The 13,018-nt window shown below is 75.3% G+C and carries 13 protein-coding genes; 4 read left to right on the top strand and 9 right to left on the bottom strand.

Going from position 1 to position 13,018, the window contains the following annotated elements; all coding sequences use genetic code 11:
* Nucleotides 1-41: 41 nt before the first annotated feature.
* Complete coding sequence (locus ABZ621_RS20355; RefSeq protein WP_360606375.1) at nucleotides 42-1,409, bottom strand: cation:proton antiporter; 1,368 nt, start codon at nucleotides 1,407-1,409, stop codon at nucleotides 42-44.
* A gap of 125 nt (nucleotides 1,410-1,534) precedes the next feature.
* On the opposite strand from ABZ621_RS20355, the gene ABZ621_RS20350 reads away from it, so the two are divergent.
* The 4 genes from ABZ621_RS20350 (at nucleotide 1,535) to ABZ621_RS20335 (ending at nucleotide 5,923) form a co-directional block, all read left to right on the top strand.
* Nucleotides 1,535-2,725: a hypothetical protein gene (locus ABZ621_RS20350; RefSeq protein WP_360606373.1), complete on the top strand. Its 1,191-nt coding sequence runs from the start codon at nucleotides 1,535-1,537 to the stop codon at nucleotides 2,723-2,725.
* Nucleotides 2,722-3,840, top strand: a complete 1,119-nt coding sequence (locus ABZ621_RS20345; RefSeq protein ID WP_360606371.1) for a caspase family protein — start codon at nucleotides 2,722-2,724, stop codon at nucleotides 3,838-3,840. The genes ABZ621_RS20350 and ABZ621_RS20345 overlap by 4 nt, the downstream gene beginning before the upstream one ends.
* A gap of 83 nt (nucleotides 3,841-3,923) precedes the next feature.
* Nucleotides 3,924-4,106: a hypothetical protein gene (locus ABZ621_RS20340; protein ID WP_360606369.1), complete on the top strand. Its 183-nt coding sequence runs from the start codon at nucleotides 3,924-3,926 to the stop codon at nucleotides 4,104-4,106.
* A gap of 17 nt (nucleotides 4,107-4,123) precedes the next feature.
* A complete protein-coding gene (locus tag ABZ621_RS20335) occupies nucleotides 4,124-5,923 on the top strand; it encodes an HEXXH motif domain-containing protein (RefSeq protein WP_360606367.1) in 1,800 nt (599 codons plus the stop codon).
* Here the strand turns inward: ABZ621_RS20335 and ABZ621_RS20330 are convergent.
* The 8 genes from ABZ621_RS20330 to ABZ621_RS20295 all read right to left on the bottom strand — a co-directional run bounded on the left by ABZ621_RS20330 (nucleotide 5,904) and on the right by ABZ621_RS20295 (nucleotide 13,008).
* On the bottom strand, nucleotides 5,904-6,644 hold the full coding sequence (locus ABZ621_RS20330) for an alpha/beta fold hydrolase (protein WP_360606365.1): 741 nt from the start codon (nucleotides 6,642-6,644) through the stop codon (nucleotides 5,904-5,906). The two genes, ABZ621_RS20335 and ABZ621_RS20330, sit on opposite strands and share 20 nt — an antisense overlap.
* Nucleotides 6,645-6,724: 80 nt before the next feature.
* On the bottom strand, nucleotides 6,725-8,422 hold the full coding sequence (locus ABZ621_RS20325) for a class I adenylate-forming enzyme family protein (RefSeq protein WP_360606363.1): 1,698 nt from the start codon (nucleotides 8,420-8,422) through the stop codon (nucleotides 6,725-6,727).
* A gap of 1 nt (nucleotide 8,423) precedes the next feature.
* A complete protein-coding gene (locus tag ABZ621_RS20320; protein ID WP_360606361.1) occupies nucleotides 8,424-8,711 on the bottom strand; it encodes a phosphopantetheine-binding protein in 288 nt (95 codons plus the stop codon).
* Nucleotides 8,708-9,613, bottom strand: coding sequence for an alpha/beta fold hydrolase (locus ABZ621_RS20315; RefSeq protein WP_360606359.1), 906 nt, complete (start codon nucleotides 9,611-9,613; stop codon nucleotides 8,708-8,710). The genes ABZ621_RS20320 and ABZ621_RS20315 overlap by 4 nt, the downstream gene beginning before the upstream one ends.
* A gap of 2 nt (nucleotides 9,614-9,615) precedes the next feature.
* On the bottom strand, nucleotides 9,616-10,722 hold the full coding sequence (locus ABZ621_RS20310; protein WP_360606357.1) for an SDR family oxidoreductase: 1,107 nt from the start codon (nucleotides 10,720-10,722) through the stop codon (nucleotides 9,616-9,618).
* Complete coding sequence (locus ABZ621_RS20305; protein WP_360606355.1) at nucleotides 10,719-11,558, bottom strand: aminoacyl--tRNA ligase-related protein; 840 nt, start codon at nucleotides 11,556-11,558, stop codon at nucleotides 10,719-10,721. The genes ABZ621_RS20310 and ABZ621_RS20305 overlap by 4 nt, the downstream gene beginning before the upstream one ends.
* Nucleotides 11,555-12,733 (bottom strand): acyl-CoA dehydrogenase family protein, encoded by a 1,179-nt coding sequence (locus ABZ621_RS20300; RefSeq protein WP_360606353.1) that lies wholly within the window; start codon nucleotides 12,731-12,733, stop codon nucleotides 11,555-11,557. The genes ABZ621_RS20305 and ABZ621_RS20300 overlap by 4 nt, the downstream gene beginning before the upstream one ends.
* Nucleotides 12,730-13,008 (bottom strand): phosphopantetheine-binding protein, encoded by a 279-nt coding sequence (locus ABZ621_RS20295; protein WP_360606351.1) that lies wholly within the window; start codon nucleotides 13,006-13,008, stop codon nucleotides 12,730-12,732. Before ABZ621_RS20295 ends, ABZ621_RS20300 begins: the two co-directional genes overlap by 4 nt.
* Nucleotides 13,009-13,018 lie beyond the last annotated feature (10 nt).

Raw genomic sequence — 13,018 nt, 5'->3', positions numbered from 1 at the left:
CGTCGGGGTCCGGCCGGCCCTCCGTCGTCTCCGGCGCCCGGTCAGGCGCGGGGCGCGGGCTCGCCCCCGGCGGACGGGTCCGGTACGGGCCCCGCCGGGGCGGGGCCGGGGACGGTCTCGGGGCCGGACCAGATCTCCGGCGTGCCCCCGCCGGTGCGGCTGCCCTCCCTGGGGGCGGGCAGCGGGTCGGCCGGGTGGCGCAGGAGCCGGATCATCGGCCCGGCGGCGGCGGTGGTGACCAGGGCCATGACGACCAGGAGGGCGTACAGCCGGGGACCGATCACACCGGCCTGGAGGCCGACGTTGAGCACGATCAGCTCGGTGAGGCCCCGGGTGTTGAGCAGCACCCCGATCAGCAGCGACTCGCGCCAGGGCAGCCGTCCGGCCCGGGCGGCGAAGGCGCCGGCGGCCACCTTGCCGACCACGGCGGCGGCGATTATCACCGCGAGGAGCAGCAGGTCGGAGGAGCGCAGCCCGTCGAGGACGACGGCCATGCCGGAGACGGCGAAGAACATCGGCAGCAGCAGCCCGCCGGTGTCCTGGAGGGGGCGCAGCAGCCGTCCGTCCGGGGCGCCGTCGGGCCTGCGGGGCATGATCACGCCGGCGAGCAGGGCGCCGAAGATGACGTGCAGGCCGAGGGCGTTGGTGGCCCAGGCGGAGGCGAGGGCGACGGTGACGGCGACCGGGACCTGGCGGGAGACGGGGGTGCCGGGGCGGCCGATCCAGCGTGCCATCAGGGGGCGTACCGCGAAGAGCATCAGCAGCACGTAGACGACGAGGAGGACGGCCTTGACGGCCCACTCGCGGGCCGAGCCGTGCACCCCGCCGACGAGGACGACGGCGAGGACGGGCCAGCTCAGCGCGTCGATGACGCCGGCGGAGGCCATCGCGACGGTGCCGGGCCTGGTCCCGGCGAGGCCCTGGTCCTTGATGATGCTGGCGAGGACGGGGACGGCCGTGACCGACAGGGCGATCGCCATGTAGAGGAGGAAGGTGAGGTCGGTCGGCCGGTCGCCGTTGGCGGCGGCGAAGGGGCCGGGCAGGAGGAGCACGATCGCGGCGCCGAGGAGCATCGGGAGGACGAAGCCGCTCACCGAGACGGTGGTCACCGAGCGTTGCCCCCGGAGCATCCCGAGGTCCAGTTCGTAACCCACGGCGAACAGGAAGAAGACGAGCGCCACTTGGGCGAGGGCGTTCAGGATCGGCTGGATCTCGGTCGGGAAGAGCGTCTCGTGGACACTGCCGGGGACCAGACCGAGCAGACTGGGCCCCAGGGCGATACCCGCGAACAGCTGTCCCACGACGGGGGGTTGACCGATTCTTCGGGCGAGCGCGCCGAGCGCGTGGGAGGCGGCGACGACCACCGCGAGAGCCGCGACGACGTGCGTGACGACGGAATCCGAACTCACCGGCGATCCCCTTCCGGCCCGCCTCCCCGTTGGGGCACGGCCCCTACGGAGTGTAGCCGCCCGGCGGCCAAGTGACCTATCGTGGAAGCCGTTTGGCCTAGACGGCCGTGGACGGGGGGTCGCACGTGACGACGGTGCTGTTCGTACACGGCACGGGGGTGCGCGAGCCGGGGTACACCGCCTCGCTGGAACGGGTCAGGGAGGGGATCGCGGCGGTCCGCCCCGAGGTGGCCGTGGCCCCCTGTTACTGGGGCGGGAGCGCGGGCTCTGACCTGCGCGCGGGCGGCCTGTCGGTCCCGGGGTACGGCTCCGGGCGCGCCGCGCCGGGTGCGGAGGGGGACGCCGGGGACGTCGAGTTCTGGGGCCTGCTCTATCTGGACCCGCTGCTCGAACTGCGGCTGCTCGCCTCGGAACCCGGCGGGCGGACCGAGCTGGCGCCCGGCGCCGCACCCCCGGGCGAGGGCCTCAGGGCGGCGGCCGTGGCGCTCGCCGGGGACGACGCCCTGCGCGGGCCGCTCGACGCGGCGGGGATCGGCGGGGAGTTCGCCGCGGCCGTGGCCGCCGTGCTCACCTCACCGGACTGCCGGGACTTCCTGCGCTCCCCCGTGGCCGACGCCGAACCGGACGCCCTCGCACGGGCGTTCACCGCCGAGGCGGTCCGCCGGACGGCCGAGCGCGCGGCCGCCCCGCCGGCCTTCGACGGCGCCGCCCGGGACGCCGTCGTGGAGCGGATCACCGCCCTGCTCCCCGGCGACGGGGCCGGCGCCCACCGGGGGCCGGTGACCCGGCGGGTGGGGAAGCTCGCCGGGCGGCTCGTCCTCGGGCTCGCCTCGGCGCAGGCGGTGAAGCGGCGGTCGGCGCTGACCGACGCCGCCCACCCGGCCGCCGGGGACGTGCTGCTCTACCTGGCGCGCGGCGAGGCGATCCGGGAGGCCGTCGCCACGGCCGTCGCCGCCGCGGAGCCGCCGGTGGTGGTCCTGGCGCACAGCCTCGGCGGCATCGCCTCCCTCGACCTGCTGGTGCTGCGGGCGCTGCCGGAGGTGGCGCTCCTGGTCACGGTCGGCTCGCAGGCGCCGTTCCTGTACGAGCTGGGGGCGCTGCCGAGCCTGGAGCACGGCGCCCCGCTGCCCCCGCACGTACCGCCGTGGATCAACGTGTACGACCGCCGCGACCTGCTGAGCTACCTGGGCGCCGGGATCTTCCCCGGCCGGGTGCGGGACGTCGAGGTCGACGGGCGGCAGCCCTTCCCGCTGGCGCACAGCGCCTACTGGGGCAATCCGGAGCTGTACCGGCTGCTCGCGGCGGAGCTGCCGTGACGCCGGCCCGACCGGAGCGGACGCACGCCCTGGTCGTCGGGGTGGAGCGGTACGCGGCGGGTCCGGCGTGGGACCTGCCGGGCCCGGCGGCGGACGCCCGCCGCTTCGCCGCCTGGCTGCGGCGGCGCGGGGTGCCGGCGGAGCGGATCTCGCTGCTCCTGGCGCCGCTGCCGGGGGCGGGCGGGCCGGCCGGCGACGTCGCCGAGGGGCCCGCGGGGCGGGAGGCGGTGCAGGAGGTGCTGACCCGCCGGCTGCCCGCCCTGGAGGGCGATCTGCTGTGGGTGTTCTGGGGCGGCCACGGCGTCACCGACCCGCGGGGCCACCGCCGGCTCTTCTACGCCGACGCCACCGGGGACGACCGGCGCAACCTCGACCTGGACGCCTGGCTGACCGCCTTCACCACCGATCTCTTCCCCGGCTTCCCGCGCCAGATCTGGGTGGTGGACTCCTGCCAGACCTTCGTGGAGGACCTGGGCTTCGCCCGCGCGCTCCCCGCCGAACTGCCGCCGGGCGGCGAGCGGCTGCCGGGCCGCGCGCAGTCCGTGCTGCTCGCGGCCGGTCCCGGCCAGCGGGCCGGGAACGATCCCGTACGGCAGACCGGGGCGTTCTCCGAGGTGGTCCTCGCCGCCCTGGACGCGGCGGACGGGGCGGTGTGGCCGCCGGACCCGGACGGGCTCGCGGAGACGGTCGCGGCGCGGTTCACCGGGCCGGGGGCCGCCGCCGGGACGGGCCAGCGGCCCACCACGATCCGGTACGTCTCCGCGGCGGGCGACGAGCGGCTCCTCACCGTCCCCGCGCCCCGGAGCGCCGGGCGGGAGGTGCCGGACGCGGCGCTGTCCGAACTCATCGGGGTGCTCAGCGCCGCGCCGGGCATGGCGGACCACCAGCAGCGCCAGCTCATCGTGACCATGCTCCCCGTCGAACTGGCCGGTTCCATCCCCCGGTTCGGGGCGCCCCGGCCGGACATCGTCTCCATCGTCCGGTCCTGCCGCCGCCACCCCGGCGGCCTGGCCGCCCTCGTCGAGGCGGTCGCGCTGATCGGGGCGGGCACCCCGGAGGAGGAGGCGGTGACCCGGTGGGCGGGACGCTGGCTTTGGCCGGATTCGAGGGGTTGACCGCCCTGATCACGCCCTTCCCGAACCACCCGGCCTGGGTCATCATGAAAGGTGACGGGGTTCAGCGTGGTGAGGGGGAACCGATGCACACGCCCACGGAGCAGATGGGATCCGAACTGGTCGATCTGAGCGAGGTCCCCCTGTCGGCCCTCCGCACCCAGGACCCCCTCCTGCACGCCCCCGCCCTCGACCGGCTGCTGCGTCAGATCGAGCGGCCCCGGATCAACTTCGGCGGAGGAGGCGGCGAGGGACCCTCGGGCGACTGACGGTCCCGGAGCCCAGGGTGCAGTACGCCACAGGCCACGGGCCCGCCCGCGCCGCGCACCACCTCGTCCCCACCGAGCACTTCGACGCCCTCGCCGCGGGCCGGGGCGACGCCGGCGCCGTCCGCTTCCTGTCCACCACCGAGTACAGCCGGCGGCTCCTGCTGCTGCGGGCGCTGCTCGACGGCGCGGCGCGGACGCCCGGGGCGCTGGGGCCGCTGCCGTCCCCGGACAGCGCCTGGGACGCGCTGACGGCGGCCCAGGAGCGGGCGCCTGCGGAGTTCCGGGAGCTGCTGCTGCATCCCCAGGTCGGCGCCTGGCTGGCCTACGGGCTGCGCCGGCTGCACCACACGGCCTGGGGAGACGGGCCGCTCTGGACCGACCTCGGGCAGCTCTTCGCGTTCTGCGCCGCCGCCTCGGTCCGGGCCGGGCTGCCGCTGCGCACCACGGTGCCGCTGCGCGACGGCGCCGTGATGTTCCCGGCCCTGGGGCTCGCCCGGCTGCCGGGCCGCCCCCGCTGGGCGACGGCGGAGGTGGCGGTGGAGGCGGGCCGGCTGACCGTGGAGCCGCACCGCGAGGCCGTGGGTCCGCCCCGGGGCCGGCCGGGCGGCGACGCGCCCGGGTGGCTGGGGCTGCGCCGGCTGCGGGCCCCGGTGGCGGGGCGGGCGGCGGAGGTGTGGCTCGACGACCTGGACCCGTACCGGGACCTGAGCCGGACGCTGCCGCCGGAGCGGCTCGCGCCGGAGCGGGCGGCCCGCTGGGAGGAGGGGTTCGGGCAGGCCCTCCGGGTCCTGGAGGAGTGCGATCCGGAGGCGGCGGGGGCGCTCGCCGAGGGGCTGCGCAGTCTGACGGCGGTCGGCGGGCCGCCGGGCGGGGCGGTCCGCACCATCTCCTCCGACGACGCCTTCGGGGGGCTGCTGCTGTCGCTGCCGCCGGACCCGGTGGCCTTCGCGGTGGCCCTCGTCCACGAGTTCCAGCACAACAAACTGGGCGCGCTGATCCATCTGCTGACGCTGGAGCGGGACGACGGGCAGCCCCGGCACCACGCGCCCTGGCGCAACGACCCCCGCCCGCTGAGCGGGCTGCTGCAGGGCGCGTACGCCTTCCTGGGGATCACCGAGTTCCGCTCCCGCCACCTGGACCGGGTGGAGCGGGCCGGGCGGGCCGCCGCCGAGTTCGAGTTCGCGCTGAGCCGCCGTCAGACCCGGGAGGCGGTGCGCACCCTCGCCGCCGATCCCGCGCTCACCGCCCACGGCCGCCGCTTCGTGGCGGGCATGGCCGCCCGCCTGGACGCCTGGGAGGCCGACGCGCGGGTCCGGCCGGGCGTCGACGCGTGGGCCGCGCTCGCCGCCACCGACCACCGCACCGAGTGGCGGGTCCGCCACCTGGCCCCCGCCCCCGCCGACGTACGCGCCCTGGCGAGCTCCCACCGGGCGGGGCTCGCCCCGCACGCGGTGGCCGCCGCCACCCTCGCCCCCGACCCGGACACGCCCTGGTCGCACCCGCGCACCCGGCTGATCCGCCGGCTCCTCGCCCCGCCCCGGGACCCCGCCGCGCCGCCCGCCACCGAACCGCCCTGCCCCGCGGACCTGGCCCTGCTCTCCGGCGATCCGGCCGCCGTCCCCGCCTACACCCGGCTCCTCGCCGAGGACCCGGAATCGCCCGAGGCCTGGACCGGCCTGGTCCTCGCGCTCGCCACCGCCGCCCCCGCGACCCGGCCCCTGCTCCACCGCCCCGAGCTCCTGCGCGCCCTCCACCGCGAACTGCGCGCCACTCCCCCGGACCGGCTGGCCCGCTGGCTCACGGGCGCGCCGCGGTGAGCCACTCGGCCGTCCGGCGCATCAGGGCGGTGGAGGCGCCCGCTTCCGCGTGGCCCATGGCCGCCTCGACCCAGAGGCGTGCGGAATCGCCGGCCGCCTCCTTGAGGGCGCGGGCCGTCGCGAGGGGGTAGTAGGGGTCCCGGTCGCCGTGGATCAGGAGGAGCGGGGTGGGGGCGACCTTCGGGACCGCGTCCAGGGGGGACTCCGTCGCCGGGTCCCACGGGACGGGAGAGAGGCGGGTGCCGGTCGCGAGCCGCAGGGCGGCGCGGCCGGGGCCGGTCGAGGTCAGCCCCTGCACCAGGCGCATCCGCCGGGTTCCCCGGTACTGCCAGCGGGCCGGCGCGCTGACGGCCACCGCGGCGTCCAGCAGGCCCGGTTCCGCCGCGGCCAGGCGGATGGCGCACGCCGCGCCCATCGAGAAGCCGACCGCCGCCACCCTGGCGTGGCCCCGCGCGCGGGCGAACTCCACGGCGGCCGCGAGGTCGTGGACCTCCGCCGCGCCGCCCGTGGAGAGGCCCGACGAGCGGCCGTGGCCCCGGAAGTCGAAGGTCACCACCGACGCGGCGCGGTGGAGCTCCGCCGCAAGGCCGCGGAAGGCCTTGCCGTGGCGGCTGCCCGCGAAGCCGTGCGCCATGACGACGCAGAGGTCCGAACCGGCCGGACCGGGCAGATGGGCGGCGTCGAGCCGTTCGCCGTCGCGGGTCGGCAGGGTGATGCGCACGTGGTCCTCCGGTCGGTCGGGCGGGGGCGGGCCGTCCCCGGCGGGATGAGCGCCGAGGACGGCCCCGTACGGTCCGGCCGTCAGGTCCAGTTGCCCAGACCGATGGCCGACGAGCCCTCGAAGAGCTGCTCGCGGAGCATCACCCGACGCACCTTCCAGGTCGCCGTGCGCGGGAACTCGTCCCAGCGGATGTGGATCGGCTCCGCCATCGCCGGCAGGTCGGCGGTGACGCGGGCCCACGCCGCCGCGGTGACCGGCTTGTCGCCCTGCGTGCTGTAGACGGGCTGCGGCTTCGAGCCGGCCACGGCCAGCACGATGACCTCGGTCGTCTCCGGCAGCCGGTCGAGGAGGACGTCCTCGATCTCCAGCGCGCTGCCGCCGGGGATCCGGTCGATCTCGCGGTCGATCAGCCGGACGGCGCCCCAGCGGTTGATCAGCGCCAGGTCGCCGAGGTTCCACCACTGGCCGTCGCGCTTGTTGTCGTGGCGCTCCTGCTCGCCGACGTACGCGAGACAGCGGCCCGGCGCGGAGAACTGGATCAGGCCGACCTCGCCGCGGCGCACCGGCCGTCCGGTGGCCGGGTCGAGGGCCCGGATCTTCCCGAAGCCCGGGACCGGCCAGCCGAGCACCTGGGTGGGCGGCGGCCGGTGGCCGCGGCGCTTCACCGAGCCGCGCAGATACGGGCGGATCGCCACCGCTCCGGCCTCGGTCTGGCTCCACGACTGCACCCAGACGGGCAGCTTGCGGTCGGTGGCCGCGAGGAAGGTCCGCACGGTCCGGGTGTGGATGGCGTCGAAGGAGTTCACGTAGACGCGGACGTTCCGGAAGGGCCGCTCGGGGTCGCGCGCCAGCTCCTCCCAGGCGAGGAAGGCGTTGGGCAGCGTCTCGACCAGCGTCGGCCGGTGCTCGACGAGCAGTTCGCGCACCCGCGGCGAGAGCGGGTCGGACATCATGACCAGCTTGGGCGCGACCGTCGCGAGCGGCAGCAGTCCGGTGATGACCCGCTGGTGGGAGTACGGCTCGCAGAAGGCGACCGTGTCGTCCTCCCGCAGCCGGAAGAACGGCCAGCGCTCGGCCTCCACCAGGGCCAGCGAGTACAGCGACTCGGCCGAGTGCATCACCAGCTTGGGGATGCCGGTGGTGCCGGAGGTGTGGGTGATGACCATGGGCTCGTGGTGGGCGCGCAGCGCCGGTGCGGGCACCGGGCCGCCGCCGAGCTCCGCGAACACCCGGAGGTCGGGCCGGTCCTGAGGCACCTCGCCGAGGCACGCCGTGGCCTCGGTCAGCTCGGCGAGGGTGTCCTTGTCGAGCCGCATGCGCTCGACGGTCACCGCGTCGGTGATCAGGTACGGCCGCTCCAGGCGGCCCAGCATCACGGTGATCGTCTCGTGCGGGTGGTTGTTGGTGATCAGCGCGGGCACGGCGCCGATGCGGGCGGCGGCGGAGGCGAGGAGCGCCACGTCCAGGTGGTTCTCCTTGACGACGGCCACCCGGTCCCAGGGCCGGACGCCGAGCGCCACCAGCTTGACGGCGAGCTCGTCGACGAGGGCCGCCCACTGGCGGTAGCTGCGCTCCCGGGGGCCGTCCGGGTCCACGTCGGGGGCCCGGTCGACGATCACCGGGTTGCGCGGGTTGCGCTGTGCGGCGAGGTGCCACACCTCGCCGATCCGCCCGGTGATGGGCATCCGGGAGAAGGGCGTGAGGCGCTGCCGGAAGCGGGTCGGGGCGTAGTCCGTGAGGAACTTCGGGAGCGTACGCACGGAGGATGTCGAGGTCATGTCAGTCTCGATTCATGGGGGCCGGGGCGACACCGGCGGCGCTGATGTGGGCGGCCATCGCGTCGAGGGAGCCGATGACCGACTCCTCCACGTCGTCGTCCCAGACATGGCCGAGCTCGTCCTCGATCGCGACGAGGAACTCGAGCAGCTTCACGGAGGTCAGGCCGAGCCGGCGCAGCGAACCCGGCCCGGTGTCGGTGACGGGCCCCTCCAGCACGTCGGCGGCGACGTGCTCCAGGAGGGCCACGAGGCGTTCGAGGACGGCGTCCTCGTCCGTCAGGGTGCTCATCGGCCCTTCCCTTCGGTCGCGGGGGCGGTCCACGGGGCGGGGAACGTCCCCTCCTCCACCGAGGCGACGAAGCGCGCGACGGCGTCCTGGAACGCCTCCGGCTGCTCGAAGTACGGCAGGTGGCCGCACTCCCGGATGATCTCCACCGCCGCGCTCCGCATGATCGCCGCGGTGGCGTCGAGCGTCGACTCGGTGGTGGAGAAGTCGTCGTCGCCGGAGAGCAGGAGCGTGGGCGCCTCGATGGAGGTGAGCCGCTCCACCTGGTCGCCGGCGCCGAGCGCCTCGCGCAGGTTGGCGCGCAGCTGGGCCGCCGAGTTGATGGCGAGGAATCGTTCCCTCAGGGCGAGATACGCGCCCGATCCGCCCTCGGCGATCGCCTTGTCGCCGAACACCAGCGGGTAGATCAGGTCGAACAGGGCGCGCGGGCCGCCCGCGTCCAGCGCCGCCAGCCAGGACTTGGCGACGCGCCGGCGGCGCGAGGAGCCGCGGGGGCTGAACGGCGGCCCGACCAGGACCAGGCCCGCCACCCGCTCGGGGTGGGCGTTGGCGAAGTCCCGGCAGATCAGCGTGGAGATGGAGGTGCCGACGAGGTAGGTGCGCTCGATGCCGAGGTCGTCGAGGAGCGACTTCAGGTCCTCGGTGTGCTGCGCGAACTCCGCGGGCTGCCCCTCGGAGGCGCCCTGGTTGCGCAGGTCGTAGGAGAGCAGCCGGTGGTCGCCGGCGAGGTTCCCGGTGAAGTTCCGCCAGGCGGTGCTCACCACGTAGATCGTCGACACCAGGGTGACGACCGGTCCCCCGGTGCCGCGCAGCTCGTAGTAGAGCTCGCTGCCGTCCTCGGTGCGGTGCAGCGCCTGCCGGCCGTCGTAGGCGAGGTCCCACGACTCGATGCCCTTGACGTGCATGGTCAGTCTCCTCTCAGCCCGCGGCGGTCCAGGTACCAGCCCATGAAGTCCGCGAGTCGCTCCGGGGGCAGGGGGTGGTCGAGGACGTCGTCGCCGACGAGCTTGTTCACGTTCGCCAGGTCGAAGTCCTTCGAGCCGTGGATGTACGAGCGGTAGAACTCCAGGCGCTCGTCGACGCGTTCGTCGATGAGCGTGAACTCCTCCGCGTCCGTCACGTACACGGGCTTGCGGATGGCGAGGAGCTCGCACAGCACGGAGAGCGACTCGCCGACCGTGGGCTGGCGTGAGTTGGCCAGGTGGTAGACGTCCGAGTCGCCGTCGGCGAGGCTCACGCCGACCGCCGCCGCGACCACCCGGTCCACGGGGATGAAGTTGATCCGCGCGTCGGCGGCGGCGCGGATCCGCAGCGGCCGGAAGACCAGCATGTCGCCGAGGTGCCGGCGCACTTCGGCGCGGGCGGCGGACAGGCCGTTCACGAAGCCGTACATGCCGGTGAAGCTGGTCGCGGCCAGGGTGCGGCTGTGGCCGATGACGATGCTGGGGCGCAGGATCCGGGTGCGTTCGAAGCCGCCGGCGAGGACCACCGCCTCCGCCTGGATCTTGCTGTGCTCGTACGCGTTGTTGCTGGTGGTGCCGGCGGGCACGGGCCGCGCCGGGATCCAGCCGGTCCGCTCGCCCGCGACGTACGCGGTGCTCACGTAGTTGAAGCGGGGCGCCCCCAGCGCCTCGGCGAGGGCCACGACGTGCCGGGTGCCGTCGAGGTTGTCGCGCAGGATCTCGTCCTTGTGGCGCTCCTCGAAGTCCAGCGAGGCCGCGGCGTGCCAGACCTCGTCGACGTCCGGCAGGCCCGTGGTGTCGACGCCGCAGCGTTCCTCGGTGACGTCGCCGGCCACCGCCCGGCAGCGGGTGGCGAAGAGCGGGATCAGGTCCTGCTCGCCGTACGCCTCCGCGGCCGCGGTGAGCGCGGCGTCGAGGCGCTGCCGGGCGGGGCGGCCCGGCCGTTCCCGGACGACGCAGGTGAGGTCGGCGTCGGTCCGGCGTAAGAGTTCCAGGACCAGCGCGGCGCCGACGAAGCCGGTCGCGCCGGTCACGAGGTGGTGCGCGGTCATATGACCTCCTCCGTGAGGGACGGCCAGTTCGCCCGGTCGTCTCCGTGGGCGTGGACCAGGGCGAGGGCGACGCGCTCCAGGCCGAAGGCGGTGCACGCGCTGTGCGCCGTGCCCCGCCCCGCGTAGGCGATGGCAAACCGGGCGCCCAGGTGGTCCTTGTGGTAGTTGGCCGAGGCGATGGCCGTGCCCTCGTCGTCGTCGGCGACCTTGGCGACGAACTCGTACTTGAGGGACTGCTCCAGCTGGCTGGCGCGCATGAACCGCCCGCCGGGACCGAAGAACGGGTCGGTCGCCGACTGCACGGAGACCTTCACGCCGAGCCGCGAGAAGAGCGCCTCGCCGCGGGCGATCCACTCGTCCCGCCAGTCGACGGTGGTCTCGGGGTCGCCGACCCTGACGAACTCGCGCATCCGGAAGGTGCGGAAGCGCCCGAGTTCGGTGGTCGACTCGTGCCGGTAGCAGTAGCCGGCCACGTCCACCTGCGCGGGCTCGGTCAGCTCCCGGTCGGCGAAGGACGGGTAGACGCTGTAGCAGGCGGCGGGGGCCAGGGCCACGCCGGAGGAGGAGGGGCCTTCGGCCCGGTCGGATCCCTCGGCCAGGGCGTGCACGGTGCCGAGGAGGTGCGGGAAGGACTCGGCGTACTCCGCGCGTTCGAGGAGTGCCTGGGGGACGACCGGCGGATACCAGACGGGGCCCGGCGAGGGCACCGCGCCCGCGGTGTTCAGGGCCTGCTGTAATCCGGCGATCACCTCCTCGAAGCGCGGGGTGAGGCCGAGGGCGCCGGGCAGCCCCGTGGGGGCGGTCCAGCCTTGGTGCGTCCGCTCGTACGCGGTCATGCGTCGATCACGCTCCCTCCGAGGAGCAGGAGTTGGGAATTGGACTGGTCCAGACGGGAGTTGGCGATCATCAGCCGGGCCGAGTGGAGGTCCCGCAGATGGCGGGCGACCGAATGGGGGCCGGACTCGCCGTAGCCGGCCATGCCGCAGATCTCCAGGGTCTGTTCGACCACCCGCAGGCAGCCGGTGGACACGGAGGTCTTCAGGGCGTTGGCCCGTACCGTGATCGCGGTGGTGTCGGCGTCCGGCTCGGCGGTGAACCGGGTGTAGTCCGCGCCGAACTGCCGTACGGAGTCCTGCAGGACGCGCAGCGAGGCGTACGCCTGCCCGAGGCGCGGGTCGTCCACGACGGTGCCGGAGCGCAGCTGGGCCCGGGCGCGGGCGCGGGCGAACGACGCGGCGCGGCGCACCGCGTCGGCCGCGATGCCGGTCCACACCCCGGCCCACAGCAGGTGCGACAGCGGCACCATGCAGCGGGTCGCGATCTCGCCGAACGGCACGGGCAGCACCTGGGCGGCGGGGACGCGGGCGGAGAGGGAGTGCGCGGGGCTGGAGGTGCCGCGCATCCCCAGGGTGTCCCACTCGCCGGTCCGGGTGAGCCGGGCCTGATCCGCCCTGACCAGCACCAGCACCTGGTCGGTGGGCGCGGCGTCCGGGCGGGCGCGGGCCGTGACGAGGAAGGCGTCGGCGTACCCGCCGTAGGAGACGGTGGTGGCCTCCTTCTCCAGGAGCAGTTCCGCGCCGTCCGGCACCAGCGCGCAGCGGCTCTCGCGCAGGCTGCCGCCGACCCCGGCCTCGGAGGTGACGGAGGCCACGAGCAGCTGTTCGGCGCAGGCCTCCCGGAGGTAGGCGACGAGCTCCGGCGACGTGCCGGCGGCGCCCGCCAGGCAGGCGAGCTGCAGCTGGTGCATGGCCCAGACCATGGCGGTGGAGCCGCAGCCGCCGCCCAGGACGGCGGCCAGCGCGGCGAGTTCGTCCGGGCCCAGGCCGTGGCCGCCGTACTCCTTCGGGACGGCGGCGGACAGCAGCCGCTCCGCGCGGAGGGCGGCGACCGGCTCGGCGGGGAACGCGGCCTCGCGGTCGGTGGCGCGTGCGTGCTCGGCGAGGACCTCGCGGGCGCGCAGCGCGGCCTCGCGTGCCTCGGCGTACGACAGCACGTGGTCGGAGGCCGTCACCGGGCGGCTCCCGACGTGCTGCCGGTGATGTCCAGGAGGACGTCGTTGAAGTGGCCGATCGAGCTGAACAGGGCCCGGCCCACGTGCTGTTCCGGGATCTCCACGCCGAGCGTGTCCTCCACGGAGAGCAGGACGCGGACCGAGTGGAGCGAGGTGAGGCCGATCGCGTACAGGTCGGCGTCGCGGTCCACCTCCAGGGCGGTGTCGCCCAGGTCGGAATGGGTGACGAGCGCCTCGCGGATGACGGCGTCGTACTGCCGTGCGGTGTCGTTCATCAGTTCCTCT

The organism is Streptomyces sp. NPDC007863, assembly GCF_040633895.1.
Taxonomy (GTDB): domain Bacteria; phylum Actinomycetota; class Actinomycetes; order Streptomycetales; family Streptomycetaceae; genus Streptomyces.
This window is presented reverse-complemented; position numbering and strand designations above follow the sequence as displayed.